Annotated in this window: 25 protein-coding genes and 2 tRNA genes; 25 read left to right on the plus strand and 2 right to left on the minus strand. The window is 35.1% G+C overall.

Features of this window, described 5'->3' with window-relative positions:
* Positions 1-10 precede the first annotated feature (10 nt).
* The 15 genes from acs to HYD3684_RS00530 all read left to right on the plus strand — a co-directional run bounded on the left by acs (position 11) and on the right by HYD3684_RS00530 (position 13,841).
* Positions 11-1,891 (plus strand): acetate--CoA ligase, encoded by a 1,881-nt coding sequence (gene acs / locus HYD3684_RS00460; RefSeq protein WP_015418738.1) that lies wholly within the window; start codon positions 11-13, stop codon positions 1,889-1,891.
* Positions 1,891-3,411 carry a bifunctional phosphoribosylaminoimidazolecarboxamide formyltransferase/IMP cyclohydrolase gene (gene purH / locus HYD3684_RS00465; RefSeq protein ID WP_015418739.1) on the plus strand — a complete coding sequence of 507 codons (1,521 nt, stop codon included), beginning with the start codon at positions 1,891-1,893 and terminating at the stop codon, positions 3,409-3,411. Before acs ends, purH begins: the two co-directional genes overlap by 1 nt.
* A 63-nt stretch (positions 3,412-3,474) precedes the next feature.
* The gene (locus HYD3684_RS00470; RefSeq protein ID WP_015418740.1) at positions 3,475-4,614 is read left to right on the plus strand and encodes a nitronate monooxygenase family protein; all 1,140 of its coding nucleotides are present in this window, start codon (positions 3,475-3,477) and stop codon (positions 4,612-4,614) included.
* Between the two features lies 1 nt (position 4,615).
* Complete coding sequence (locus HYD3684_RS00475) at positions 4,616-4,948, plus strand: hypothetical protein (RefSeq protein WP_015418741.1); 333 nt, start codon at positions 4,616-4,618, stop codon at positions 4,946-4,948.
* A complete protein-coding gene (locus HYD3684_RS00480) occupies positions 4,945-5,226 on the plus strand; it encodes a hypothetical protein (RefSeq protein ID WP_015418742.1) in 282 nt (93 codons plus the stop codon). The genes HYD3684_RS00475 and HYD3684_RS00480 overlap by 4 nt, the downstream gene beginning before the upstream one ends.
* Positions 5,223-5,621 carry a DUF4149 domain-containing protein gene (locus HYD3684_RS00485; RefSeq protein ID WP_015418743.1) on the plus strand — a complete coding sequence of 133 codons (399 nt, stop codon included), beginning with the start codon at positions 5,223-5,225 and terminating at the stop codon, positions 5,619-5,621. Before HYD3684_RS00480 ends, HYD3684_RS00485 begins: the two co-directional genes overlap by 4 nt.
* On the plus strand, positions 5,618-6,745 hold the full coding sequence (dxr, locus tag HYD3684_RS00490; RefSeq protein ID WP_015418744.1) for a 1-deoxy-D-xylulose-5-phosphate reductoisomerase: 1,128 nt from the start codon (positions 5,618-5,620) through the stop codon (positions 6,743-6,745). The genes HYD3684_RS00485 and dxr overlap by 4 nt, the downstream gene beginning before the upstream one ends.
* Positions 6,746-6,757: 12 nt before the next feature.
* The gene (gene purT / locus HYD3684_RS00495) at positions 6,758-7,942 is read left to right on the plus strand and encodes a formate-dependent phosphoribosylglycinamide formyltransferase (protein WP_015418745.1); all 1,185 of its coding nucleotides are present in this window, start codon (positions 6,758-6,760) and stop codon (positions 7,940-7,942) included.
* A gap of 9 nt (positions 7,943-7,951) precedes the next feature.
* The gene (gene lepA / locus HYD3684_RS00500) at positions 7,952-9,751 is read left to right on the plus strand and encodes a translation elongation factor 4 (protein WP_041112942.1); all 1,800 of its coding nucleotides are present in this window, start codon (positions 7,952-7,954) and stop codon (positions 9,749-9,751) included.
* Positions 9,748-10,836, plus strand: a complete 1,089-nt coding sequence (locus HYD3684_RS00505; RefSeq protein WP_015418746.1) for a KamA family radical SAM protein — start codon at positions 9,748-9,750, stop codon at positions 10,834-10,836. Before lepA ends, HYD3684_RS00505 begins: the two co-directional genes overlap by 4 nt.
* A gap of 168 nt (positions 10,837-11,004) precedes the next feature.
* Complete coding sequence (locus HYD3684_RS00510; protein WP_015418747.1) at positions 11,005-11,346, plus strand: DUF2173 family protein; 342 nt, start codon at positions 11,005-11,007, stop codon at positions 11,344-11,346.
* Between the two features lie 11 nt (positions 11,347-11,357).
* On the plus strand, positions 11,358-11,681 hold the full coding sequence (locus HYD3684_RS00515; protein ID WP_015418748.1) for a DUF2173 family protein: 324 nt from the start codon (positions 11,358-11,360) through the stop codon (positions 11,679-11,681).
* A 59-nt stretch (positions 11,682-11,740) separates the two neighbouring features.
* Complete coding sequence (locus tag HYD3684_RS00520; RefSeq protein WP_012513151.1) at positions 11,741-12,127, plus strand: SCP2 sterol-binding domain-containing protein; 387 nt, start codon at positions 11,741-11,743, stop codon at positions 12,125-12,127.
* A gap of 8 nt (positions 12,128-12,135) precedes the next feature.
* Complete coding sequence (locus HYD3684_RS00525) at positions 12,136-13,695, plus strand: sigma-54-dependent Fis family transcriptional regulator (protein WP_015418749.1); 1,560 nt, start codon at positions 12,136-12,138, stop codon at positions 13,693-13,695.
* 73 nt (positions 13,696-13,768) lie between these two features.
* Positions 13,769-13,841 (plus strand) — tRNA-Pro (locus HYD3684_RS00530).
* Here the strand turns inward: HYD3684_RS00530 and HYD3684_RS08235 are convergent.
* Complete coding sequence (locus tag HYD3684_RS08235; protein ID WP_015418750.1) at positions 13,833-14,900, minus strand: lipid-A-disaccharide synthase; 1,068 nt, start codon at positions 14,898-14,900, stop codon at positions 13,833-13,835. The two genes, HYD3684_RS00530 and HYD3684_RS08235, sit on opposite strands and share 9 nt — an antisense overlap.
* Positions 14,893-15,294: a hypothetical protein gene (locus HYD3684_RS00540; protein WP_015418751.1), complete on the minus strand. Its 402-nt coding sequence runs from the start codon at positions 15,292-15,294 to the stop codon at positions 14,893-14,895. The genes HYD3684_RS08235 and HYD3684_RS00540 overlap by 8 nt, the downstream gene beginning before the upstream one ends.
* A gap of 201 nt (positions 15,295-15,495) precedes the next feature.
* Between HYD3684_RS00540 and HYD3684_RS00545 the strand changes: the two genes are divergently transcribed.
* The 10 genes from HYD3684_RS00545 to HYD3684_RS00590 all read left to right on the plus strand — a co-directional run bounded on the left by HYD3684_RS00545 (position 15,496) and on the right by HYD3684_RS00590 (position 26,603).
* A complete protein-coding gene (locus HYD3684_RS00545) occupies positions 15,496-17,934 on the plus strand; it encodes a type I restriction-modification system subunit M (RefSeq protein ID WP_015418752.1) in 2,439 nt (812 codons plus the stop codon).
* Positions 17,927-19,039 (plus strand): Fic/DOC family N-terminal domain-containing protein, encoded by a 1,113-nt coding sequence (locus HYD3684_RS00550; protein ID WP_015418753.1) that lies wholly within the window; start codon positions 17,927-17,929, stop codon positions 19,037-19,039. The genes HYD3684_RS00545 and HYD3684_RS00550 overlap by 8 nt, the downstream gene beginning before the upstream one ends.
* Before the next feature lie 99 nt (positions 19,040-19,138).
* Positions 19,139-20,458: a restriction endonuclease subunit S gene (locus HYD3684_RS00555; protein ID WP_015418754.1), complete on the plus strand. Its 1,320-nt coding sequence runs from the start codon at positions 19,139-19,141 to the stop codon at positions 20,456-20,458.
* On the plus strand, positions 20,455-20,745 hold the full coding sequence (locus HYD3684_RS00560) for a nucleotidyltransferase family protein (protein ID WP_015418755.1): 291 nt from the start codon (positions 20,455-20,457) through the stop codon (positions 20,743-20,745). The genes HYD3684_RS00555 and HYD3684_RS00560 overlap by 4 nt, the downstream gene beginning before the upstream one ends.
* Positions 20,746-20,780: 35 nt before the next feature.
* Complete coding sequence (locus tag HYD3684_RS00565) at positions 20,781-23,948, plus strand: type I restriction endonuclease subunit R (protein ID WP_015418756.1); 3,168 nt, start codon at positions 20,781-20,783, stop codon at positions 23,946-23,948.
* Complete coding sequence (locus HYD3684_RS00570) at positions 23,932-24,618, plus strand: SprT family zinc-dependent metalloprotease (RefSeq protein WP_015418757.1); 687 nt, start codon at positions 23,932-23,934, stop codon at positions 24,616-24,618. Before HYD3684_RS00565 ends, HYD3684_RS00570 begins: the two co-directional genes overlap by 17 nt.
* A 102-nt stretch (positions 24,619-24,720) precedes the next feature.
* The gene (locus HYD3684_RS00575; RefSeq protein WP_015418758.1) at positions 24,721-25,680 is read left to right on the plus strand and encodes a sodium/calcium exchanger membrane region; all 960 of its coding nucleotides are present in this window, start codon (positions 24,721-24,723) and stop codon (positions 25,678-25,680) included.
* The gene (locus HYD3684_RS00580; RefSeq protein WP_015418759.1) at positions 25,677-25,985 is read left to right on the plus strand and encodes an HU family DNA-binding protein; all 309 of its coding nucleotides are present in this window, start codon (positions 25,677-25,679) and stop codon (positions 25,983-25,985) included. The genes HYD3684_RS00575 and HYD3684_RS00580 overlap by 4 nt, the downstream gene beginning before the upstream one ends.
* Positions 25,986-26,058: transfer RNA gene (locus HYD3684_RS00585), tRNA-Pro, on the plus strand.
* A gap of 50 nt (positions 26,059-26,108) precedes the next feature.
* Positions 26,109-26,603 (plus strand): GspH/FimT family pseudopilin, encoded by a 495-nt coding sequence (locus HYD3684_RS00590; protein WP_015418760.1) that lies wholly within the window; start codon positions 26,109-26,111, stop codon positions 26,601-26,603.
* The last annotated feature ends 1 nt before the right edge of the window (position 26,604 follow it).

The following is a 26,604-nucleotide window of genomic DNA, read 5'->3' on the forward strand; positions in this document are numbered from 1 at the left end:
GAGGTGTGTTATGAACAACGAAGTACTTTTAAAAGTGGAGGAGAAGATAAATCCACCAGCCCACATATTGGAGGAGGCTCATATAAAAGATTACGAGTCTATTTACAAAAAATCAATAGAAAATCCAGATGCTTTTTGGACAGAAGTAGCACAAGACATTACATGGTTTAAACCATTTTCAAAGGTTTTAGAATGGAATTTCCCATACGCCAAATGGTTTTTAGATGCTAAATTAAACGCTTCTTACAACTGTCTTGATAGGCATATAGAAGAAGGGCATAGAAACAAAGTAGCTTATATAGGAGTAAACGAAGATTTAGAAGAGCATAAAATTACCTATGGGGAGCTTCTTGAGCTTGTAAATAGACTTGCAAATGGATTGAAAAGCTTAGGCCTTAAAAAAGGCGATAGAGTTTCTATATACATGCCAAACACAGTTGAAGCTGTGGCAAGCATGCTGGCTTGTGCTCGCATAGGAGTCATACATCAAGTGGTGTTTGCTGGGTTTAGTGAAGGTGCTTTAAGAACAAGGGTAGGAGATGCTGGAGCAAGCGCTATAATAACCGCTACATACACAAAAAGACGTGGTAAAAAAGTAGAGCTTTTGCCCACCGCTTTAGAAGCTATAAAAGGTCTTGATTCGATCAAACATGTAATATGTTGGGATAGAGATAACGCTGGCCTTCCAGAGGGTGTGCTCAGCTTTTACGATATTGTTAAAAGCCAAAAACCAGAATGTGAACCAGAACATATGGATTCTGAAGATCCACTGTTTATACTCTATACTTCTGGTACCACCGGTAAGCCTAAAGGTGTTATACATACCACCGGTGGATACATGGTAAATGTGCATTTTACCACAAAAAACGTATTTGCCCTAAAGCCAAACGATATATATTGGTGTACTGCTGATATAGGTTGGATAACAGGGCATTCTTACATAGTCTATGGGCCGTTGTCTGTGGGTGTTACAAGCGTTATATTTGAAGGAGCTCCAGACTATAAAGACCCATCCACTTGGTGGAAGATAGTAGAAAAATATAGAGTAAACAAGTTTTATACTGCTCCAACAGCTGTTAGACTTTTTATGAGATACGGAGAGCAATGGCCAGAAGCTCATGATCTATCTTCTCTTAAAATCCTTGGTTCTGTGGGCGAACCTATAAATCCTGAAGCTTGGCACTGGTACTACGAGCATATAGGACATAAAAATTGCGCCATAGTAGATACTTGGTGGCAAACAGAGACCGGAGCTCACATGATAACTACTTTACCAGGCAATCCTATGAAACCAGGTAAAGCCGGTAAGCCACTTCCAGGTGTTGAAGTAGCTATAGTGGATAAAAATGGTAATCCCGTACCTCCTAACACAGTAGGTTATATAGTTATAAAAAATCCTTGGCCATCTATGATGAGAGATTGCTGGGGACAACCTGAACGCTATAAAAAATATTGGACTGAGATACCAGGCAATGTTTACAACGCCGATGACTTAGGCTCTATAGATGAAGAAGGTTATATTATGATAGTGGGTAGAGCCGACGATGTACTTTCTGTGGCTGGTCATCGTATAGGTACTATGGAAGTAGAAAGCGCCATAGTAGATCACGAAGCTGTGGCTGAGGCTGCTGTTATAGGTAAACCAGACCCAATAAAGGGCGAACATATAAAGGCTTTTGTAATACTAAAACAAGGATACACACCTTCTGAAGAGCTAAAAAAGAGTATTCAAGAGCATGTAAAACATGTGCTTGGGGCTATAGCCTATCCAGAGGAGATAGAGTTTGTGGATAAACTACCAAAAACAAGAAGCGGAAAGATTATGAGAAGGATATTAAAGGCTAAGGAACTCGGCCTTGATGTAGGTGATGTATCTACCTTAGAGGATTGATGAGAGCACTTATATCTGTATACGATAAAACTGGTATTTTAGAACTGGCTAAGGAGCTTTTGAACCAAGGGTATGAGATTCTATCCAGCGGTGGGACATATGCTTATCTAAAAAATGCTGGGATTGATGCAATAGAAGTGTCTGAGGTAACAGGTTTTAGAGAGATTTTAGGTGGTAGGGTAAAAACCCTCCACCCTGTTATACACGGTGGTATTTTGTTTAGAGAAGACGTAGAAAAAGATTTAGAAGAAATAAAAGAAAACTCTATAGAACCTATTGATATCGTAGTGGTGAACTTGTATCCTTTTGAAAAGAAGATGAAAGAGCTAAAAGACATAGATGCTCTTATAGAGTTTATAGACATAGGGGGTCCTGCTCTTGTAAGAGCCGCTGCTAAAAATCATAAAAGGGTTAGTGTGCTTACAGATGTAGAAGATTACGGATGGTTTATAGAAAAGCTAAAGATGAATGCTATATCTCAAAAAGATAGAAGATACCTTGCGCTAAAAGCTTTTCGGCTTTCTTCTTATTACGATGCTGTTATAGCTAATTATTTCTTTAAAGTATTTGGCTTTTCGGAAAAAGATTTTAAGCATCATACTATACCTATGTTTTTGAAAGATGAATTGAGATACGGTGAAAATCCACATCAGCAAGCTTATCTATACGAAAATCCATTGGAAGAAAATGGTATTGCAAGAGCAGATGTGCTTCAAGGTAAAAAGATGTCTTACAACAACTATCTTGACGCTGATTCTGTGATAAAGCTTATATCAGAATTTTCCAATCCTTGCTGTGCTATCGTAAAACACAACAATCCAAGCGGTGTAGCTACAGATATCAACATTCTAGAAGCTTACAAAAAAGCTTTTCATTGTGATCCTGAAGCTGCGTTTGGTGGTATCGTAGCTTTTAACAGAGTGGTGGATAAAGATGTTGCAAAAGCTATTGTAGAGCATTTTTATGAGATAGTCATAGCTCCAGATTTTACCGAAGAAGCTGTTGAGGAGTTTTCTAAAAAGAAAAATTTAAGGCTGGTAAGGTATGAAAACTACAATCAGAGGGTTGATGTAAGGAGTATATCCGGTGGGTTTTTATTACAGGACATAGATGATAAGCTTTATGAATCTATAGAGGTAGTTTCGTTAAGAAGACCCACTGAGCAAGAGCTAGAGGATGCTATATTTGCTTGGAAAGTGGCAAAATGGACAAAATCAAACGCTATAGTGATAGCTAAAAACAATCAAACTATAGGGATAGGTGCTGGTCAAGTATCGAGGGTAGATTCTTTGAGGAGTGCCATAAGAAAAGCAAAAAACTTTGGGCACGATTTAAAAGGTGCAGTAGTGGCCTCAGATGCTTTTTTCCCATTTAGGGATAGTATAGATATAGCTGCTCAAGAAGGAATATCTGGTACAATACAACCTGGCGGTTCCATAAGAGACAAAGAAGTTATAGAGGCTGTAAACGAGCATAACATGTTTATGATATTTACCCATATGAGGCATTTCAGACATTGAAGCTTTGCAAATTTAAAAATTGTTTTTATATTTTATTTATATCCAATAACGTGAGAGGTTTTTATGAAATTACCACCGCTTAGAATAAGGCATATAGAGGTGGAGATACCTATTATACAAGGGGGTATGGGCGTAGGTATTTCTTGGGAAAAATTAGCAGGAGCTGTTGCTTCCTGCGGTGCAATTGGAGTTGTCTCCTCTGTGGGTACAGGCTATAGATTTTTAGATCTTGTTAAAAAAGATAAGTTTGGAAGGCCAATAGGCACTGAAAATGCTCACAACAGCGAAGCTTTAAGGCTTATTATTCAAAAAGCTAAAGAAATAGCTGGTGGGAAAGGTGCCATAGGTGTGAATATACTATCTGCTATAAATGATTACGGTAGAGTGGCAAACGAAGCTGCCAAGTTTGGAGCTGATTTAATCATATCTGGAGCAGGGCTTCCTTTGAAGTTGCCAGAGTATACAGAAGGCTATGATACTGCGTTAGTGCCTATAGTATCTTCTGCTAGGGCTTTAAACCTTATAGCCAAAACATGGAAAAAGCGCTACAACAGGTTACCAGATGCTGTCGTTTTAGAAGGCCCCATGTCTGGTGGTCATCAAGGTTTTAAGTATGAAGATTGTTTTAAGCCGGAGTTTCAGCTTGAAAATTTGTTTGATGAGGTTTACAAAGAGGCTCAAGAATGGGGTAATATACCTCTTATAGTGGCAGGTGGTGTTTGGGATTACAACGATATAAAAACATACATTCAAAGAGGGGCAGCCGGTGTACAGATGGCTACCAGGTTTGCAGTTACAAAAGAAAGCGATGCACCGCTTGTATATAAGGAGCTTCTTTTGAACGCTGAAGAAAAGGATATAATACTTCTAAAATCCCCAGTGGGATATCCTTTGAGGGTTATAAAAACTCCTTTTGTGGAAAGGCTTTTAAACGGGTATAACGGCTGGAAAGGATGTGTCTCTGATTGTGTAGCCCCTTGTAAGCACGGAGAGGAGGCTAAAAAAGTAGGTTTTTGTATAGCCGATAGACTTGGAGCTGCTTGTCTTGGCAACGTAGAAGAAGGTATTTTTATAAGCGGTGCCAACGGGTACAAGTTGAAAAAGCAAGGTATTATATCTGTTTGTGAGCTTATAGATATGCTTACTGGCAAAATACCAGATCCTACTGTAGAAAACAAAGAGACATTTACAGAGGTGGTATAAGTTGAGGTTTTATGGGCTTTTAAAAGATGAAGATTTTTTAAATATTGTGCAAAAAATCTCTGGTGATAATTGGATTATAGAAGATACAAAATCAAAAACAAAAGAAGAGCTTTCAAAAGATCAAATAAAAAACCGTCTTTTAGACATTGCCAATGAGATAAAAAATTGGAAACAAACTCTTACCCTTATGCCAAACAATACTATTTTTGTATTTGTGGCGGATAAAGAAGAACCAAGGGCTTTTAAGATATACGATACGAGCTCATTGGGATGTTCTACAACGCTACCTCCTCCAAGATGGAAAGTTTATAAAAAGGGTATAGTGCTTGAATGATTTATCTTGTAATGGTAGGACAGCATAAGTTAAGAGAGCTTATATACCTTTGGACGCTTTTAAACTTAAACAATATAAAATGCTTTATATCCTATATAAAAAATGAGCCTTCCTATGAGAAAACTGCTTCTTTTGATGGGGCCAAGGTTTTTATAAAAGACTCCGATTTAGATAGGATAAATGTCCTTGATATACAAAACAGTATTTTTTTATTGGAAAAGCCTGTAAACTTGGAAAATATAAACAACATATATAAGGATATACTTTCTTTGATATGAGTAATCTTGTACTTTTTATGATAAGCACATGGTTTGGCGTTAGTTTGTTTTTTAGCTTTGATGTGGCTCCAACGCTTTTTGATACGCTTTCTACCATATTGGCCGGTGAAGTGGTGGCAAGAATATTTCCAATGTATTTTGGTATTGGGCTTTTTATCTTTTTATTTTCTTTTTTACTGCTTTTTTTAAGTGAAAAACCTATTTTCAAAAAGACATTTTTTTTCTTTACTATAAACATAGTTATTTTTATAGCTTTTCTTGTTTTTATATTGCCGGAGGCTTCTTTTTTAAAACATACAGATTATCATGCATTCCTTCGTTTACACGCTTTTAGTATGGTATTAAATCTTATACAAATGATAAATAGCTTTTTTATAATACTAAGTTTGCTATGATAAGGCTTAGCATACTAGGTTCTACGGGGACTATTGGGAAAAATGCACTAGATGTTGTAAGAGCGCACAAGGACAAAATCCAGCTTGTAGGCATAGGTGCATACCGAGCATCCAAAGAGCTTTTGGAAGAGGTTAAAGAGTTTAGACCTAAGTTTGTTTTTAGCGTAGAAACCCCTACAAAAGATTGGCTTGATGAGGTTTCAAAATATTCTAAGTACCTTGACGAAGAGGAGGGGCTTCAGGCTATTATAGAAAACTCCGACAGGATTTTAAACGCTATATCTGGGACCTCTGGCATAAAAGCCACTTACAATATACTAAAAGCTAAAAAAATACTTCTTGCTTCCAACAAGGAATCAATTCTTTGTATGCCTAATCTGATAAGAGAAAACCTTGATTTGGTAATACCAGTAGACAGCGAACACAATGCCGCTTTTGAGCTTCTTAAAAGCCACAAAACTGTGAAAAACCTTTATATAACTGCCTCAGGTGGTCCTTTCAGAGAGTATTCCAAAGAACAGCTGAAAACTGTAAGCAAAGAAGAGGCTCTTAAACACCCAAATTGGAAGATGGGTCCAAAGATAACCATAGACTCTGCAACACTTATGAACAAAGGATTTGAACTCATAGAAGCCAGTGTATTGTTTAATATACCACTTGAACGCATAAAGATATTGATACATCCTCAAAGTATAGTGCATGCCATAGTTGAACTTGAAAACGGCTCTTTTATAGCAAATATGTCGCTTCCAGATATGAGGCTTCCTATTCAAAACGCTATTTTTTATCCAGAGATGGTAAATTATACCTTCAATAGGTTAGATTTAACATATATTTCTTGTCTTAGTTTTGAAAAGCCTAAAAGGGATTTGTTTAGGGCTATCGATGTTTGTGAATGGGTAGCCTCTATGGGTAATCCTTATGTATCTGTGCTTTTAGGAGCTGATGATAAAGCTGTAGAACTTTTTTTAGAAGGCAAAATTGGATTTCTTGATATACCAGTTTTGATAGAGAATGTGCTTTCTTCGGTGAACTTTCATATAGAAGAGAATCTTGAGGATATTTTAAGGGCTGTGGAGTTTGGTAAAAACAAATTACTAGAATTATCAAATCATAGGATGTGATAAAATATAATTATGATAGGCACTCCATTGTCTTACAACACTACAAAAATACTGCTTCTTGGTTCAGGTGAACTTGGTAAAGAGTTTGCTATAGAAGCTATAAGGCTTGGTATAGAGGTCGTGGCGGTGGATTCATATCAGCACGCTCCAGCCCAACAATTAGCCCAAAGATATTACGTTATAGACATGAAGAACAAAGAGCTTTTAAAGAGCTTAGCTTACAGGGAGGCTCCAGATTTTATAGTCCCTGAGATAGAAGCTATAAATACAGATGCCCTTATAGAGTTAGAACAAGAAGGTTTTAATATAGTCCCCTGTGCTAGGGCTGTAAAATATACGATGAACCGTATAGCCATAAGGCGTTTTGCCGCTGAAGAACTTGGACTTCCCACATCTAAGTATAAATTTGTAAATACGTTTGAAGAGTTAAAACAAGCTGCCAAAGAACTTGGTTATCCGGTGGTGGTAAAACCGGTGATGAGCTCTTCAGGTAAGGGTCAGTCTATAGTTTATAAAGAACAAGATTTAGAAAAAGCTTTTTATATAGCAAAAGAAAAGGCAAGAGGGGATTCAAAAGAACTTATCGTAGAGGAGTTTATAGATTTTGATTATGAAATTACTATGCTCACAGTAAGGACAAAAAATCAAGGGATCTTGTTTTGTCCTCCCATAGGTCATATACAAGTAGAAGGTGATTATTATGAAAGTTGGCAACCTCATCCAATGGATGATAAGCTTTTACAAAAAGCCCAAGACATAGCAAGAACCGTTGTAGAAGGGCTTGGTGGGTACGGTATATTTGGATGTGAGCTTTTTGTAAGAAAAGACGAGGTTATATTTAACGAAATATCTCCAAGGCCTCACGATACTGGTATGGTGACGATGATCTCTCAAAATATGCCTGAGTTTGAGATACATCTAAGAGCGATACTTGGACTCCCTATACATATTGAGCTTTTAGGAGCCGGAGCCTCTTATTGTTTTCATGCAAAAACAGACGGTATAATACCAGCTTACGATAATCTTGAAGAGGCTTTATCTATACCAAACACAAAGCTAAGGATCTTTGGAAAGCCCATCACAAGACCAAAAAGACGGATGGGAGTAGCTTTGGCGTTGGCAGAGAACATAGAAAAAGCCCGTCAAAACGCTAAAAAAGTTGCCAATTCAGTAAGGATTTTGGAAGAGAGCATTTAGTATAATCCGATGGAAAACATAAGAAACTTCTCGATAATAGCCCACGTAGACCATGGCAAATCTACATTGGCCGATAGACTTATAGAGTTTTGCGGAGCTATCACGGATAGAGAAAAAAAAGATCAAATGCTTGATACTCTTGATATAGAAAGAGAAAGAGGCATCACGATAAAACTCCAAGCTGTGAAAATAAACTATCACAGCAAGATACAAAACAAAGATTTTACACTTCATCTTATAGATACACCAGGACACGTAGATTTTTCTTACGAAGTATCAAGATCTTTAGCAGCTTGCGAAGGAGCTTTGCTCTTAATAGATGCCTCACAGGGTATAGAAGCCCAAACTGTGGCAAACTTTTGGAAAGCCGTCGAGCAAAACCTAGTTATAATACCTGTAATAAACAAAATAGACCTACCAGCAGCGGACCCAGATCGTATAAAACTTCAAATAAGAGATATACTTGGCCTTGACCCAGATGAGGCTATACTTGCTTCTGCCAAAGAAGGTATAGGTATAGAAGAGATTTTAGAGGCTATCACCAAAAGGATACCACCACCCAAAGGAGATGAAAATGCACCTTTAAAAGCCCTCATATTTGATTCTTATTATGATCCTTATAGAGGTGCTGTGGCTTTTGTTAGAATATTTGATGGGTCTTTGAAAGTAGGTGATAGGATAAAGCTATTTTCTACCGGCAAGGAGTTTGAAGTTACTGAGGTTGGTGCCCAGACGCCAAAAATGACAAAGCTTCCTATACTAAAAGCCGGAGACGTTGGGTATATAGCAGCTTCTATAAAAGATGTAAGAGATATAAGAGTTGGCGATACTATCACATTAAAATCAAACCCCACCAAAGAGGCAATCCCTGGTTTTAAAACTGCAAAGCCTATGGTTTTTGCAGGGCTTTATCCCACCGAGGATTCAGACTTTGAAGAGCTAAGAGATGCTTTAGAAAAATACTCTATAAACGACGCAGCTATCACTTATGAACCAGAAACATCCCCTGCTATAGGTATGGGTTTTAGATGTGGGTTTTTGGGGCTTTTACACATGGAAATAGTCCAAGAAAGACTTTCAAGAGAGTACAACATAGATGTTATCACCACCGCTCCAAGCGTTGTCTATAGGTTAAAGCTTAAAAATAAACCAGAGGTTTTTGAGGTTAAAAGCTCAAACGATGTACCAGACAACTTTGGCCTTATAGAGTATATAGAAGAACCGTATGTGCTTGCCACCATCATTACCCCCAAAGACTATGTAGGAAATATAATAAATATATGCCAAGATAAAAGGGGTATACAGGTAAAATTTTCTTACCTTGATCAAAACACAGCGTTGCTTGAATATGAGATGCCCCTTCAAGAGATTATAGTGGATTTTCACGATAAGATAAAATCTGCTTCCAAAGGATATGCATCTTTTGACTATGAGTTTTTAGGATATAAAGAATCTGATTTGGTAAAACTAACTATCATGATAAACAAAGAACCAGTGGATGCTCTGTCGTTTTTGGTGCACAAAGATAAAGCTTACAGAAAGGCAAGGGCTTTGGTGGAACAACTAAAAGAGACTATACCAAGACAGCTTTTTGAAATAAACGTCCAAGCGGCTATAGGCAGTAAAATTATAGCTTCAGAGCGCATCCCCCCGCTGAGAGCCAATGTCACGGCCAAATGTTATGGTGGTGATGTATCAAGAAAAAGAAAGCTCTTAGAAAAGCAAAAAGAAGGTAAAAAACGCATGAAACAGTTTGGCAAGGTATCTTTGCCTCAAGAGGCTTTCTTAAGCGTTTTAAAAGCCCAATGATAAAAACAACTGACAAGTCAAAATGGAACGATTGGCGTTGGCAACTTCAAAACCGTATAACCACTTTAGAAGAATTATCAAAATATATAGAGCTAACTAAAGAAGAGATTGAGTTTTTTGATGCTGTTTCAGAAGAATATCCTTTTGCCGTGACCCCTTATTATTTGTCTCTTATCAAAGATCCCAAAGATAAAAAAGATCCCATAAGGCTTCAAATAGTCCCAAGCCCTCTTGAAATAGATGAAAAAGCCCAAGAAAACTCACATCCAAACGCCCTAAACGAAGAAACTTTTATAAAAGGTCTTACTCATAGATACGAAGACAGAGTTCTAATAAGCGTAACCTCTTACTGCGGTGTTTATTGTAGGCATTGTATGAGAAAGCGCATTTTCAAAGAGGGCACTTATGCCACTCCCAAAGAGCTTTTAGATGTTTATTTTGATTATATTAAAAGCCATAAAAATGTAAAAGACGTACTAATATCAGGAGGAGATCCTCTCACTCTTGACAACGAGAGATTAAAATACATCCTTGATAACCTATCTTCTATAGAGCATCTTGAGGTGATAAGGATAGGTTCAAGGGTACCGGTGACACTTCCCCAGCGCCTTTACGATGAGGAGCTTCTTGATATACTATCCAAATACGACAAGCTTTGGATAAATACGCACTTTAACCATCCAAACGAAATCACAGAAGATGCCAAATTAGCTATAAGAAATCTGCTAAAGGCTGGTGTGCCAGTAAACAATCAAGCTGTACTTTTAAAAGGTGTAAACGATGACAAAGAAACGATGCTTGAACTAATGAGAAAGCTTTTAAGTATAAAGGTAAAACCTCAGTACCTTTTCCACTGTGACCCCATCACAGGCACAATTCATTTTAGGACCTCTATAGAAAAGGGCTTAGAGATAATGGATTATATGAGAGGAAGACTAAGCGGGTTTGGTATACCTACTTACGCTATAGATTTACCTGGTGGTAAGGGCAAAGTTCCACTTGTTCCATCTTATTTTAAAAAGCTTGAAAACGGCTTATATGAGTTTGTAGCTTTTGATAAAACGAAAGTTATAATAGAAGAATAACACTTAAATAACATCTATTGCAACGTTGATGCAACATTGATGCAACATGAAACATTAGCATTTTTTAAAGTCATTAGAATGTCAATGGTTTATTATTAAAAGTTTATTACATTATGATGGCACGATATTTGCCATATAAATAGTATCAAACGTTAGGAGGTGTGGCTTATGGCTACAGTTAGCAAGCTAAAAGAGCTCATGACTCTCCCGGGTGCTGTGGCAGCGGGCGAGTTTACAGACGATGGTAGGTTGGTAGCCTACTACGGGGATATAGATGAGAAATCTGCCGAAATTGCAGCTATGATGTGTGCTGCCAACAAGCTTATGGGTAATATGCAGGCTAAAGGTTGGAGTACTTACACTGGCAAAGATGGTTTTTATCCAGTAGAGGGCTTTGCGGTGGCTGGTGGTAAGTATGTAGCTTGTATTTTCGGCAACGTAGGTGTGTTTTTGGAACTTTCAAAAGCTGATTTTGACAAGACCTTTGAAGTACTATCAAAACATATTTAAGGAGGTGTAATATGGCAAACCTTGATCAACTTTTAAGCATAAAAGGTGTATGGGCAGCTGGTGAGTTTTCTCAGGATGGTAAACTCTTGTCTTACAAAGGCAACATAAGTGAAGAAGAAGCTGCTATGGCAGCTATGATGTGTGCTGCCAATATGATGATGGCTGAGATGCAAACCCAAGGTTATACAGCCATGTCTGGCAAAGAATGGACTCCTCTTGCAGGCTTTGCCCTTACTGGTCCAAAGTACTCTGTTTGTATTGGAAAGGGTGTTGGCGTTTTTGTAAACAACGACGAAGTTTCTTTTAACGAAGTGTTCAAAGCTCTTTCTTCCTAAGGTTTATGGTGTTACTGGGGGTGGGGAGCCCCCACATTTTTTGTTTAGGAGTGGAATTTATGTATAAATTTTTATCTTATGATTTTATAAAAGCTTACAAAGATCAATGGAACAAAAACGAGAAACTTAAAAATGATCTTAAAAACTTCTCTGCTAAGCTAAAATATTATATAATCTCTAAAGAGAATGAAGCGGTAGAGCTTATAATAAAAAATGGAGAGGCTATAAGCTGTGGAATGGCAGACGGTAAAGATTACGATTTTGAAATGTGGGCTACATTGGAAGACTGGAAATCGCTTGCTACAGGGCAAATGGGACCAAAAGCTGCCATGCTTACAAAGAAGTTAAAGTTTAAGGGTTCTATGATAACAGCTATGAAATATATGGGAGCTTTTGAGGAGAGTTTGAGGATGATGGGTAGCGTACCTGTGGATTGGAATGCTTAATATGTTTTATGGATTTTAGTATATTCGATGAGCTTCTTGACGGGGTTTTGGTAATAGGCTTAGACTATAAGATAGTTTATGCCAACGATTCTGCTAAAAAGCTTCTTGACGTAAAAGAAAACGATTTTTGTAAAGGACTTTTTAGTATATGTAATTCTTGTCCCTTAAAGCTTGTTTTGGAAGATAGAGAAAGCGTGCAGGTTTACGATATAAAAACCAACACAGATGTTCATGCTTGTTGGAGTATGAGCCCTCTTTTTAATGGTGATAAATGCGAGGGGGTAGTGGAGGTCTTTAAAGATGTAAGCAACGTAGTTTCTTGTATATTAGAATCTCAAAGACAAAAAACCTACAAAGAAACAATTTTAAACTCTATAGTAGAGGCAATACTTGTTTTGGATGAAAACGGTTATATAGTAGAGCACAACAATATAGCCAAAAAAATGCTTTGTAGAACCAGTGAAGAATCTTTGATAGGAAGGCATATAAAAGAGCTTGTGAATCTGAGTTTAGAAGAGTTTCCTCCACAAGGAGAAAGAACAGATGTATACATAGAAACTCCGTGTGGTAGGCAAAAAGCATCAACGCTTGTATCCCCTATGAATCTTGGTTTTGGTTATGTGGTATCTTTTTATGTGATCCAGCAAGATAATATGTCTTTTTGCGATAAACTAGATTACATTTTTACCAAAAGTCCAACATTTCAAAAAGTACTAGATTTAGTGAAATCTTGTTCAGAGCACAATGTAAACGTGCTTATAGAAGGAGAAACCGGCACAGGCAAAAGCCTTTTGGCAAAATACATACATCTTTTGTCCCCAAGAAGAGATGCTCCTTTTGTTAAAGTAAACTGTGCTGCTATACCAGAGAACCTCTTGGAGGCAGAGCTTTTTGGATATGTAAAAGGAGCTTTTACAGGGGCCACAAAAGATAAACCCGGTAAAGCGGAGATAGCTGATGGCGGAACTTTGTTTTTGGATGAGATAGGGGATATGCCACTGAGCTTACAGGCAAAAATTCTCCACCTTGTAGAAGAAAAAGAATTTGAAAGACTTGGCTCAAACACCCCCAGAAAGACAAATATAAGGATTATAGCTTCCACTAACAAAGACATAAAAGAGCTTATGAGACAAGGGCGTTTTAGAGAAGATCTTTATTACAGGTTAAGTGTTGTGAACATATATCTACCCCCTCTTAGAGAAAGAAAAGAAGATATACCGCTTTTAATAAATAATTTTATAGAAAAATATTCAAAACTCTATTCAAAAAGGGTAAAATCAATATCTGGTGATGCTATAAAAATACTCCTTGGTTATGATTTTCCAGGTAACATCAGAGAATTAGAGCATATTATAGAAAAGGCTGTAATAACATGTAGAAGTAGCATAATAAATATTGAAGATATAAGTCTAGATTTTCAAAGCAACAACCATAAACAGCAAGAAGAAAAAGAAAGGATAAAGGCTGTCTTAGAAAAGGTAAATTACAACAAGAGTTTGGCGGCAAAAATGCTTGGTATACACCGTACCACTCTTTGGAGAAAGTTAAAAGAGCTTGGTATTGGCTAATAGAGTGCTATATTATAAAAAATTATAAAAACCCCTTTACAAAATTAAAATTTATGCTATAATGTATATACTACGGGGTGTGGCTCAGGTGGTAGAGCGTCGGCTTTGGGAGCCGAATGTCGCAGGTTCGAGTCCTGCTACCCCGATTTTAAAATATTTTCTATAAAATCTGCTATTCTTTCGGTAGCATTTTCTGGGCCAAGTTTTTCTCTTAACAAAGAAAGGTTTTCTCTCATAGAGTTTACCTTTGAAGGGTTTTCTAAGTAAGAGCTTACAACGTTTATAATATCTTCTTTTGATGGTTGTATGAGCTCTGGTATTATCTCTTTATCCATTATTATGTTTGGAAGGCCTATATATTTTGATTTTACAAGGCGTTTTGCTATTTGAAGGGTTATTGGATTTAATCTATAAAATATTATATGAGGAAGTCCTAAAAGTGATGCTTCTAAAGAAGCTGTCCCAGAGGCTATGATGCCAAACTTTGCCCTTCTCATCACATCCAAAGAACTTTCTTTTGTGGTTTCTATATAATCTTTTTTGTATATTGGATAGTCTACCGTGCTTGCTATTGGTATTAGGCTTTTCATATGAAAAGTTTTATATATATAATAAGATAACTCTTCTAAAAGCCCAATATGCCTTTTGAATTCAGAGTTTCTAGAACCAGGGAGCATTGCTATTATATTTTCTTTTTGTACGCTTGAGGGTTTTATCATATCAAGAAGGGGATGACCAAAATAGTGGACGTTAAAGTGCTCGTTTTCATAGGGTTTATATATATCAAGCTCAAATGGAAGTATAACGATAAGATGTCTTACATACTTTACGATCTCTTTTATCCTTTGGGGTTTCCAAGCCCATACCTGAGGAGATATAAAATATATTATATGGTTGTGTTTTAGGTTTTTCATAAGGCGAAAGTTAAACCCCGGAGCATCGCAAAGCATCGCCCATCTTGAGTTGTTGGCTTTTTTTATGGCAAGATTTATTATTTTTTTTATTTTAAAAACCTTTGGAAGGACTTCTATTATGCCCACCAAATTTAAATCTTTTATGTTGGCTATAGGTTTTACTCCAAGCTCTTCCATGCGTGTGTCTGTTATACCTGATATGTTTAGATGCTTATCTTTTAAATGTTTTAATATATTTACTACGTAGTTGGCAGCCGATAAATCCCCTACCGATAAAAATAAATCATCCACTTTTTAAAGTGATTTTAAACTTATCTTTTTTCTCTATTATAGCTTTGATGTTGTCTACATCTATAAAGCATCTGTAAGAGATTTCTATTTTTGCGTTTGATCTTATATTTACGTACCTTTGTGCAGTTATATTTTCTATTGAGTTTACAAATGTGCTTTTTAGATAAACTCCGTCGTGGTGTTCCAATATTTCTGTTTTTACATCGTAGTAGTTGTTTTGTTCTACGGCCTCATCCCAAAGGTTTTTGTCAAGCTCTTTTTCAAAAGAGTATCCAAACTCCAAATCGTCTTCATCTATGTTTTCAATTTCTTCTTTTATAATAGGCTCGATATAAGCTTTGAAGTCTAAAAGTTTTTTTAGGTCTTTGGTCTTATAAGCTTCATCTATGGGCATATATATATTATAGCATAACTTAGTCTGCGGTCTTGACTTTGGAATGTTTAGAGAAAAGATTCCACACAACCCTGTTTTTACAAAAGAAAACCAAGAATGCTATAATAGATATGAAGAAGAATAACGGAACTTCAGAACTACTATTGGAAAAAGGTTATTTTGTGGGTGCTTAAACAATTAAATAGTTAAGGAGTATAAGCTATGAATGAAAACAAAATTACATTGAGGCAACTTGAAGAGCATTTATTTAAAGCTGCTGATATATTAAGGGGTCAGATGGATGCTTCGGAGTATAAAGAGTATATATTTGGAATGCTTTTTTTAAAGCGTGTTTCCGATGAGTTTGAAGCAAAGAGGGAAGAGCTTATAGAAAAATACAGACAAAAAGGCTATTCAGAAGAAAAGATACAAAGTTTAATAGAAGATCCTATTTCTTATGAAGATACTTTCTTTGTTCCAGAAAGGGCAAGATGGCAAAATATTTTAAACTTAAAAGAAGATATAGGAAACCAACTAAATAAAGCTCTTGCATCGTTAGAAGAAGCCAATCCAAGTCTTGAAGGTGTTCTTAGACATATAGATTTTAACGCTGTAAAAGGCAGAACAAAGCTAAAAGACCAACAACTTATTGACCTTATTCATCATTTTAACAAGTATAGATTGAGAAATGAAGATTTTGAATTTCCTGACTTGCTCGGTGCAGCTTATGAGTACCTTTTAAAAGATTTTGCCGACTCGGCAGGCAAGAAAGGCGGAGAGTTTTATACTCCCGCAGGTGTAAAAACTTTAATGGTTAGACTTGTAAAGCCGCAAGAAGGAATGACCATATACGACCCGACGGTTGGCTCTGGTGGATTTCTCATTGAAGCGAGAAACTATGTAGAAGAGATAGGACAAGACCCTACCAACTTAGGACTTTATGGACAAGAATTCAATGGTGTTACTTGGTCAATTTGTAAAATGAACATGATACTTCACGGCATACCTGATGCCCACATAGAAAATGAAGATGTTTTGACAGAACCAAAACATTTAGAAAACGGATACATAAAAAGATTTGATAGAATCCTCGCAAATCCTCCATTTTCTCAAAATTACTCAAGAACAAACATGAAGTTTGAAGAGAGATTTAAGTATGGCTTTGCTCCAGAGACAGGCAAAAAAGCCGATTTAATGTTTTTACAGCATATGATAGCAAGCTTAAAAGACAATGGAATACTGGCAACCGTTATGCCTCATGGAGTGCTGTTTAGAGGTAATCAAGAAAAGGTAATTAGAACAGGTATTATTAAAGATGATTTGATTGAAGCAATCATCGGACTACCACCAAAGTTATTTTACAACACAGGCATTCCAGCTTGCATCATAGTTATTAACAAGAACAAACCAAAAGAGCTTAAAAACAAAATATTGTTTATAAATGCAGATAAGGAATATGGAGAAGGAAGAAATCAAAATTATTTAAGACATGAAGATATTGAAAAAATCGTTACAGTCTTTGAGAAAAAATTAGAAATACCTAAATATTCAAGATTGGTAGATATTAAAGAGATTGAAGAAAACGACTTTAACCTAAATATCAGAAGATACGTTGACAATTCTCCAGAGCCAGAAATTGAAAACGTCCATCATCATATAATGGGAAGCGTACCTAAGAATGAAGTAGAGCTTTATAAATCTCAAATTGACAAACTAAATTTTGATATATTTAAAATCTTTATAGAAAAAGATGAAAGCTCGTTTGATTTTAAACATGATTTGATAGATAAAAGCCAGATAAAAGAGATTATAGATTCTGATGAGAGTGTAAATGATGTATTTTATCTGCATCATCAAAAGCTTAATCAGTGGTGGGAAGAAATAAAAGGCGAGATTGAAAGCTTTCCAAACAGTAAAAATCTTTGGGCGTTTAGAATTAGAGCTTTAAACAGCCTAAAGGATAAGTTTATTCCTTTGAATGTTTTAGATGAGTTTAAATTAACTGGTATTTTTGTTAATTGGTGGGAAGATTTAAGCTATGACTTTAAAACAATTATAACATCAGGATGGAGTAGCTTAATCATAGATGACCAAAAAATTAAAGAAGCTTTCTTTAAAGAAGATTTAGAAACATTAGAAGAGATTGAAGCAAAAAAATCAGAAATTGAAGGAGAGTTAAATGAGCTTTTAGAAGAGATTGAAGACTGGGACGAAGAAGACCAAGGCGAAAAATCAGTCAGTAAAGTAAAACCATACCTAAAAGCTCTTATTAAAGATTTAAAAACAAATAATCAAGACTCCATTAAAGAAGCTGAAAAATGGGAAGCTTTGCTTAAAGATATTGAGAAAAAAGAAAAAGAGCAGAAAGATATCAACAAGCAAATAAAACAGATAAATGATAATTTAATTAAAGCAGTAAAAGAAAAAAGAAATTCCATATCCGAAGAAGAGGCTAAAGAGTTAATTTTAGACAAAATCTATCAAACTATAAAACAGCATCTTGAAAGGTATTTAAATGCCCAAAAGAAAGAGCTAATAAAGATTTTTGAAAATCTTTGGGATAAGTATAAGGTTTCTTTAAAAGAGCTTGAAGCTGAGAGAGATTTAGAAGTTAAAAAGTTAGATGAGTTTTTAGAAATGTTGGGATATGTTAATGAGTAAATCAAAGCCATACATACCTATAGAGTTTCCACCAAAAGATTTAACCTTAGAGCCATTTATAAAAAAGATAGTAGAAGCAAACAGGGGAGTAGCTCTATTTGATGGAATATTAAGAGCATTACCAAATCCAGATATCTTACTTGCTCCGTTAATCACAAATGAAGCTGTATTATCAAGCAAGATTGAAGGAACTCAAACCACTTTTGAAGATGTTTTAAAAGAAGAGGCTGGCATAACTCCTAAAAACATATCTCCATCTTTAAAAGAGGATTTAAAAGAGGTTTTAAACTATAAAAAGGCTTTAATCTATGGCTCACAGGCAATTGAGTATAGAGATTTATCACTATCTTTAATTAAAGAACTCCAAAAGATTTTATTAACTAATGTTAGAGGAAGAAATAGACTGCTTGGTGAGTTTAGGAAAACACAAAATTGGATTGGTACACCTGGAACACCAATTGAAAATGCAAGATACATACCACCAGACCCTATTATTTTGCCAGAGCATCTTGAATATTGGGAGAAGTTTTTAAAATCTGATGATTATCCTGATAAAATAGTCCAGCTTGGTTTATTGCATGCTCAGTTTGAAATTCTTCATCCTTTTGAAGATGGCAACGGTAGAGTTGGGCGTCTTATAATTCCTTTGTTTTTGTATTGGAAAAGCCTAATATCAAGTCCAAGTTTTTATTTGAGTGAGTATTTGGAAAAAAATAGAACTGAGTATTATGATAGGTTGCTAATGATAACAAAAGATAATGATTGGTCTGGCTGGATAGATTTCTTTTTGACGGCAGTAATACAGCAGGCTAAAATAAATATCGATAAAGCTCAAAAGCTTTTAAATCTTTACAATGAGATGAAAGATAGATTTATACAGGCGACTAAATCTCAATATGCTATTCCTGCTCTTGATGCGTTTTTTAAGCAACCTGTTATTGATACTAAATCGTTTTTAGAATTAATAAAAGCTCCAAAAAAGTCGGGAATAGAGGTTCTTAATAAATTGGTGTATTCTAATTTGATAATTTTAAGAACTCCTTCAAAAGGCAACAATCCAGCAGTTTATGAATTTGCTAAAATATTGGATATTATAAATGCTTAAAGATTGTTTTGTGTGTGGTGTAATGCACGCAAAAATTTTTGTGTGTGGTGTTTTTGATTTGATTGCACGCAGTTTATTTTGTTTAGAGGTGATTTAATTATGAGTGGTGATAAAGAGTTTAAAGAATTTGAAAATTTGCCAGAGGGGTGGAAGTGGGTAAGGTTGGAGGAGGTTATTGAGAAGACTTATCCAGGTGAATGGGGCGATAATCCAACTGATAGCAAAAATATTTTTCCAGTATTTAGCACTCTTGCTATTGATTATGATGGTAGAATAGACTTTACAAAAGCAATTCCAAGAAAACTAAACAAGAAAAAAATTGAAAAATTAAAGCTAAGAAAAGGTATGATTTTAATAGAAAAATCAGGCGGTAGTACAGATATTCCAGCAGGGAAGGTAGCAATTTTAAAACAAGATTTTGAAGGAACATGCTCTAATTTTATTCAAATTTTAAAACCTAATAATAATGCTTGCAATAGCTATTATCTGTTTTACAGATTGTTATACAACTTTAAAAATAATCTTACTGAGAAATATCAGCAAAAGACAACAGGAATTATAAATTTTATATTGAAAGAATATTTTAATGAATATATCCCCCTCCCCCCGCTACCAGAACAGCAAAAAATAGCTGAAATTCTTGAAACAATTGACAATGCTATAGAAAAGACAGACAAGATTATAGAAAAATACAAACGCATAAAACAGGGCTTGATGCAGGATTTACTCACCAAAGGCATAGACGAAAACGGCAACATTAGAGATGAAAAAACTCACAAGTTTAAAGACTCCACACTTGGCAGGATACCAGAAGAGTGGGAAGTTGTGAGATTGGGGGAGATTGGAGAGATAATTACTGGTAGTACGCCCCCAACCGAAAATTCTGAATATTATGGAGACGAATATCTCTTCATTTCTCCTGAAGATATACAAAATAAAAAGTACATTGTAAATACAACTAAAAAATTAACAAAACTTGGTATGAATATACAAAGAAAAATTTCACCAATGTCTATTTGTGTTGTGTGTATTGGATCTACAATAGGTAAAATAGCAATAACAAAATATGAATGTTCTACAAATCAACAAATTAATACTATAATTCCAAACTTAAAACTTTATGACCCTGAAGCATTATATTATTTTATAAATTTTCATATTCAATCTCCACTAAAAATAGAGGCAGGATTGCAAGCTGTACCTATTGTTAACAAATCCGCATTTTCAAAAATCCCCCTACCCCTCCCCCCACTCCCCGAACAGCAACGCATAGCCGAAATACTTTCACAAACAGACCAAACAATTGAAAAAGAACAACAATACAAAGAAAAACTACAAAGAACGAAACAAGGACTTATGCAAGACCTATTAACAGGAAAAGTTAGAGTTAACCACCTTGTTGAGGAGGAAGAAAAATGAACAGAGATATACAAGCAATTTTACAAGAACGTAAAAATTATTTAGTAGAAAAGTTTGGAGTAATTGAAATTGCTATCTTTGGCTCCTATGCAAGAGGTGAACAAGGCAAGGATAGTGATGTAGATCTCATAGTTGATTTTAAAGAAGGCTGGAAAACTTTTGATAATTACATGAATTTAAAATTCTACCTTGAAGAACTTTTTGGTAAAAAGGTTGACCTTGTGATTAAATCGGCTATAAATCCCCGCATAAAACCTTTCATCATTGAGGAAGCTATATATGTCTAAAAAACGTAAAAATTTCTTCTTGAAAAGGAGTAAACATGTATTCCAAACTTGATGAAGAACACTATGTAGAAAATCCCTTCCTTGCCCAATTACAACAGTTGGGATGGAAGATTTACAGACAAAGCAAAGATAACCCCGAAAATGTAAAAGAGATTTTAACATTCAATAGTAATGGTGAGCCTAATTACGGCGAAAGCCAAAAATTCAGAGAAACCTTTAAAGAAGTCATACTTGAAAACGTATTAGCCCAATCAATTAAAAAAATAAACCCATGGATAGAAGAAGACCAAATAAAAGAAGTAATCAGAAAAATTACAACACCACAAGCAAACTCTCTACTTGAAGCAAACAAAGAAATACACGACTTACTATTAGAAAGTACATCAGTCCAAGAAAATAGACAAACAGGAGAAAAAAGCCCAACAGTTAGATTTATAGATTTTAAAAACCCAGAAAACAATACATTTATAGCAATATCTCAATTCAAACTAAACGTACCCGGCACAGAAAAACACATAATTCCCGATATTGTGCTTTTTGTAAATGGATTGCCCCTTGTTGTAATAGAATGCAAATCCCCTGTCATATCAGACCCAATGAACGAAGCAATCAAACAGCTAATGAGATATTCAAATAGGCGAGGAGAAAAAGAAGGAAACGAAAAACTATTTTATTATAACGCTTTTATGATAGCCACATTCAACCAAAGAGCAAAATACGGCACGATCACATCAAGCCCAGAGCATTTTTATGAATGGAAAGACCCATACCCCTACTCATTATCAGACATACCAAACATTGCAAACAAAAACCCTACAAGCCAAGACATATTAGTCCAAGGAATGCTTTCAAAAAATAACCTACTAAGCATTATAAGAAATTTTATATTATTTGTTGAAGATGACAAAGGGGGCATTAAAAAAGTAGCCCCAAGATATCAACAATTTAGAACGGTCAACAAAATCATAGAAAAAATCAAAAAAGGAAAAAATCCAGAAGAAAAAGGTGGTATAGTATGGCATACACAAGGCTCAGGCAAATCCCTTACAATGATGCAAACGGTCAGAGCCTTTTATCACGACCCAGAACTTAGCAAATTCAAAATAGTGTTCATTACAGATAGAGAACAGCTTGAAAAACAACTCCTTGATACATCAAAAAGCGTTGGCTTTACAGTCCACCAAGCAAAAAATATAGAACACTTTAAAGAACTTCTAAAAACAAACACACCAGACCTAATAATGGGAATGGTGCATAAATTCAGAGAAAAAGACATTGAAAAAGGATTTCCAGTGTTAAATACATCAGAAAACATTCTTGTTATGATAGATGAAGCTCACAGAACCCAGTATAAACTACTTGGAGCAAATTTAAGAACAGCACTTCCAAACTCAGTAAAAATAGCATTTACAGGAACCCCGATAGAAAAAACAGAGCTTACATTCGGACAGTATATAGACAAATACGGAATAAGACAAGCAATAGAAGACGGCGTGACGGTAGGTATAATTTACGAAGGAAGAACCCACTCAGCAGAACTAATAGACGAAGAAAAAGCAAACGTAAAATTTGAAGAAGTTTTTAAATATGCAGACAACGAAGAAAAACGAGAAATACTTGGAAAGTATACTTGGAGATCCTACTTAGAAGCCCAAGAGGTAATAAAAGAAAAAGCAAAGGATATGATAGAGCACTATGTTAATAACATATTTCCAAACGGATTTAAAGCCCAGGTAGTAGCAGTTTCAAGGCTTGCAGCGGTAAGATACAAACAAGCCCTTGAAGAAGCAATAAAAGAAAAAATAAAACAGCTTGAAGAAAATAACCCAACCAAGATAGATATAGAAACTCTAAAAAGGCTAAAAGTAGCCGTTGTGATCTCAAAAGGCTCAAACAACGAAGACCCAAATATTTTTAAAGACGAATACACAAACCCAAACGAACATCAAAAAAACATCAAAAGCTTTAAAACACCATTTAACAAAAAAGATGAAAGCGGAATATCGGGAGACGTTGGCATAATTGTAGTAAATCAAATGCTACTAACAGGATTTGATGCACCAATAGAACAAGCAATGTATCTTGATAACGTAATAAAAGACCATAACCTTTTGCAAGCAATCGCAAGAGTAAACAGAGCATACGAAAAAAAAGATTGCGGATACGTCGTAGATTACGTAGGAGTATTAAAAAATCTAAAAGATTCTCTATCAATATACGCCGATGAAGATATTGAAGAAATAAGCAGGACAATCATAAACAAAGCTAAAATCAAAGATGAAGCTAAACACTATCAAAACAAGATAGATGAATTTTTCAATAAAAACCAAATACCAAATTGGAGAGACAATAAAGATGATTGTATAGACCTACTTGAAGATAAAGAGAAAAGAAATGAGTTTATAAACTTATTCAGAAGTTTTAACAGAGCATTAGATAAACTCTTTCCAGATAAAGAAGCTTTAAAGTATCTACCAGACCTAAAACTACTAAGCTTTATAAAAGAAACAGCAAGAAACAGATACAGAGATCCCAATTTAAGCATAAGCGATGCTCCTAACAAACTTAGGAGCATTATAGAAGAACACTTAATCTCAAAAGGAATAGACCCAAAAGTCCCACCAACCCCTATACTTAGCGATGAGTTTTTAGAAAAGCTTAAAAAAGAAGAAACGCCAAAACAAAGAGCAAAAGAGTTAGAACATGCTATCTATGAACACATAGAAAACCACTTTCAAGAAGACCCAGAATTCTATGAAAGATTTTCAGAAAGATTAAAAGATATCTTAGAGCAGTACAAAGAAAGCTGGGAAAATTTAGCAAACGAACTTGAATCTTTGAGAGAACAGCTAAAAATAGGTAGAGCCTCTGAAGAAACGTTCGGATTAGACCCAAAAAAAGAGATGCCATTCTTGGGATTAATAAAAAAAGAGCTTTACGGCAAGAAAAACATTGCAGAGCTTTCAGACAAAGAGATAGACGCTTTAATAGAACTAACAAAGGATATAATATCATTGATAGAAAAAGAAACAAAAAAAGTAGATTTTTGGGATTCCGAACATAAACAAAAAATTTTGAAAGGTCGCATAAGAGATTTTCTTCTTGAGAAAGAAAATATATTTCCTAATATTTATGACAAGAGAAATGAAATTACTCAAAAACTATTAGAGCTTGCATGGAACATACATGGCAAAAGAAATTAACTTAATAGTAGAAAAGATAATAAGGTCAGACAGAAAAAGTATTGCCATACAAATTACAGACAGGAGAACGATCATAATAAAAGCACCGAAGCAAGCAACCAATGAAACAATAAGCAAAGTAATTTTAAAAAATCAATCTTGGATTGAAGAAAAAATAAAAAAAGTACAATCAAGAGACCCAAAATTCAAAGAAAAAGAATTTGTAAACGGAGAAGGATTTTTATACTTAGGAAAACATTACCGTTTACAAATAACCAAAAACCAAGAAGAGCCTTTAATACTAAAAGATAAATATTTTCATATTTCAGAAAGCCATTTGCATAAAGCAAGAGAAATATTCATAGATTGGTATAAAGAAAGAGCTTTTGAAAAAATATCTGAAAGGGTAGAATTTTACGCCAAAATAAAAGGCTGTACTTATAGCAGAATAAACATAACAAACGCACAAAGAAGATGGGGTTCTTGTAGCAGCCTTGGAAATCTAAACTTTACCTGGAGGCTAATAATGGCTCCCTTGTCTGTAATAGATTATGTAGTAATTCATGAATTAGTTCACTTAGAAGAAAAAAATCACAGTAAGAAGTTTTGGAGTAAAGTAAAAGTTTTAATGCCAGACTATGAAGAAAAAGATAGATGGCTAAGAGAAAACGGGTATATGTTGAATATTTAAATATTTTAGTTCACAGCTTACTACTTTATGAGATCGTCTCAATAGCCTTTTAAAGAAATTATATGTTCACGATGTAGTGAACTTATACAGTATAATATTCACATGGATTTTATCCTTATAGTAGTTTACATGATTTTAATATACGTATTGGCGGAAATTATTGTAAATGCTATAGATGTTTTGTCTCACGAGTTAAAAATTCCAGAGGGCATTAGCTCTTCTGTGATAGCATCTTTGGTGACTACGTTGCCGGAGTTTTTGGTGCCACTTATATCTTTTCTAAAGGGTTCTGTGGATACCACCCATATCGGTCTTGGTTCTATATTCGGTGGGCCTATGTTTCTTAGTATGTTTGGTTTTGGTTTTATGCTTTTGGTGATAGAAGCCAAATATAAGAGATTTAAAGACTTGTACGACTTGACAAACATACTATTTTTCTTGTTTGCTTTTAATATAGCCTTATTGGCTAATTTTCTATCCTTTAAAAAACCTCTTGTGTTGTTGTTTCTGATAATCTATGCGTATTTTGTATATATTCAGTTTAAAAGCCGTAAAACTAAAGACGAAGAAGAGAATGAAAAACTTTTTTTCTCTATTTTTTTCTCTAAACTTGGAATAAAAGACTATACCAAAACACTTGCCGTAGTTCAAGGTTTGTTGGTGATTTTCACGCTTCCTTTTGTAATAGATGGGCTTGTGCTAAGTATAGAGGGTATAGCTCATTCACTTGGATGGGATGCTTACAAAAGCGCTATAGTGTTTTCTCCCCTTGCCACAGAACTTCCAGAACTTTCAAACGCTTTTATCTGGGCTAGAAAAGGAAGGATAAAGTCTTCTATAGGCAACATCGTGGGGTCTTTGGTTTTTCAATCTTGTATGCCGGTGAGCTTGGGTCTGTGGTTTACCGATTGGCGTATACCAAATATGCTTATGGTGGGTGGGTTTCTTAGTATTTTGAGTACTTTGATATTTTCTCTTAGTATATCAAAAGCTATAAATCTTAGAATTGGTATCATATTTATAATTTTCATAATTGTGTTATACTTTTTATATATATTATGAGAAAGAAAGATTTGTTAAATCAAGTTATGATAAAGTTGCAAAAACAAGATACTAAACTAAAAAAAAGAGATGTGGCCCGTATCATAAATATGTTTTTAGATATATTAGAAGATACCATTGTGTCAAAAAAGGAAAATAAGATTCAGCTTTCTGGTTTTGGGACTTTTTATATAAAAGAAAGAAAACCCCGCATAGGAAGAAATCCAAAAACTGGTGACTTGTATAAGATACCTATAAGGTATAGCCTCACTTTCAAACCAAGTCAAAATTTTATATTGCAAGTAAACCACAAGAAAAAAGTCTAACGGAATGTGGCGCAGGTGGTAGCGCACTGGCATGGGGGGCCAGGGGTCCCGGGTTCGAGTCCCGGCATTCCGATTTTAAAATATTTTAATTTTTTCACGATATAATATTTATATGGTGATTTTATGAAAAGCGCCAAAAACTCAAATAAAGCTTTTTCTTTGGTAGAGTTTCTTGTGGTGATAGCCATACTTGCCATCTTTACATATGTATTTATGGGGCCTGGTATGAGGTGGTATCATCAATATAAACTCTATTCTGAAGGTCAAAGGCTACATTCTCTTGTTATGGAAGCAAAAAACTATGCAATATCAAACTCGGTTTATACTTCTTTATGTACTACAAGTTCTTCTTTAACTATTTATAATTTGGGGCTTTATCCAAACTCCTCTTGTGGCGGTAATATTGTAGAGTCTTATACTTTACCCTCTTACGAGACTTCTTATCTTAGCTATACAGGAAATCCGGGTTATATATCTTTTGATGCAAGAGGTGTAAGTGCTCAAAATGGAAATGTGTGCGTTTATGATTCTTATATAAACCAATACTATATGATATGCGTGTCCTATGTTGGCATAAGGGATACGTCTGGTACTGGCATATGCCCAACTAACTGCTAAA

This window comes from Hydrogenobaculum sp. 3684 (assembly GCF_000213785.1).
Lineage (GTDB): Bacteria > Aquificota > Aquificia > Aquificales > Aquificaceae > Hydrogenobaculum.

Bases quoted from the DNA above. Each gene is read 5' to 3' on its own strand.
- acs (WP_015418738.1), top strand. From the start codon at position 11: ATGAACAACGAAGTACTTTTAAAAGTGGAGGAGAAGATAAATCCACCA.
- HYD3684_RS00505 (WP_015418746.1), top strand. From the start codon at position 9,748: ATGATAAAAACAACTGACAAGTCAAAATGGAACGATTGGCGTTGGCAA.
- purT (WP_015418745.1), top strand. From the start codon at position 6,758: ATGATAGGCACTCCATTGTCTTACAACACTACAAAAATACTGCTTCTT.
- HYD3684_RS00470 (WP_015418740.1), top strand. From the start codon at position 3,475: ATGAAATTACCACCGCTTAGAATAAGGCATATAGAGGTGGAGATACCT.
- lepA (WP_041112942.1), top strand. From the start codon at position 7,952: ATGGAAAACATAAGAAACTTCTCGATAATAGCCCACGTAGACCATGGC.
- HYD3684_RS00540 (WP_015418751.1), bottom strand. From the start codon at position 15,294: ATGCCCATAGATGAAGCTTATAAGACCAAAGACCTAAAAAAACTTTTA.
- HYD3684_RS00525 (WP_015418749.1), top strand. From the start codon at position 12,136: ATGGATTTTAGTATATTCGATGAGCTTCTTGACGGGGTTTTGGTAATA.
- HYD3684_RS00550 (WP_015418753.1), top strand. From the start codon at position 17,927: ATGAGTAAATCAAAGCCATACATACCTATAGAGTTTCCACCAAAAGAT.
- purH (WP_015418739.1), top strand. From the start codon at position 1,891: ATGAGAGCACTTATATCTGTATACGATAAAACTGGTATTTTAGAACTG.
- HYD3684_RS00575 (WP_015418758.1), top strand. From the start codon at position 24,721: ATGGATTTTATCCTTATAGTAGTTTACATGATTTTAATATACGTATTG.
- HYD3684_RS00555 (WP_015418754.1), top strand. From the start codon at position 19,139: ATGAGTGGTGATAAAGAGTTTAAAGAATTTGAAAATTTGCCAGAGGGG.
- HYD3684_RS00590 (WP_015418760.1), top strand. From the start codon at position 26,109: ATGAAAAGCGCCAAAAACTCAAATAAAGCTTTTTCTTTGGTAGAGTTT.
- dxr (WP_015418744.1), top strand. From the start codon at position 5,618: ATGATAAGGCTTAGCATACTAGGTTCTACGGGGACTATTGGGAAAAAT.
- HYD3684_RS00485 (WP_015418743.1), top strand. From the start codon at position 5,223: ATGAGTAATCTTGTACTTTTTATGATAAGCACATGGTTTGGCGTTAGT.
- HYD3684_RS00545 (WP_015418752.1), top strand. From the start codon at position 15,496: ATGAATGAAAACAAAATTACATTGAGGCAACTTGAAGAGCATTTATTT.
- HYD3684_RS00560 (WP_015418755.1), top strand. From the start codon at position 20,455: ATGAACAGAGATATACAAGCAATTTTACAAGAACGTAAAAATTATTTA.
- HYD3684_RS00510 (WP_015418747.1), top strand. From the start codon at position 11,005: ATGGCTACAGTTAGCAAGCTAAAAGAGCTCATGACTCTCCCGGGTGCT.
- HYD3684_RS00580 (WP_015418759.1), top strand. From the start codon at position 25,677: ATGAGAAAGAAAGATTTGTTAAATCAAGTTATGATAAAGTTGCAAAAA.
- HYD3684_RS00570 (WP_015418757.1), top strand. From the start codon at position 23,932: ATGGCAAAAGAAATTAACTTAATAGTAGAAAAGATAATAAGGTCAGAC.
- HYD3684_RS00480 (WP_015418742.1), top strand. From the start codon at position 4,945: ATGATTTATCTTGTAATGGTAGGACAGCATAAGTTAAGAGAGCTTATA.
- HYD3684_RS00515 (WP_015418748.1), top strand. From the start codon at position 11,358: ATGGCAAACCTTGATCAACTTTTAAGCATAAAAGGTGTATGGGCAGCT.
- HYD3684_RS00565 (WP_015418756.1), top strand. From the start codon at position 20,781: ATGTATTCCAAACTTGATGAAGAACACTATGTAGAAAATCCCTTCCTT.
- HYD3684_RS00520 (WP_012513151.1), top strand. From the start codon at position 11,741: ATGTATAAATTTTTATCTTATGATTTTATAAAAGCTTACAAAGATCAA.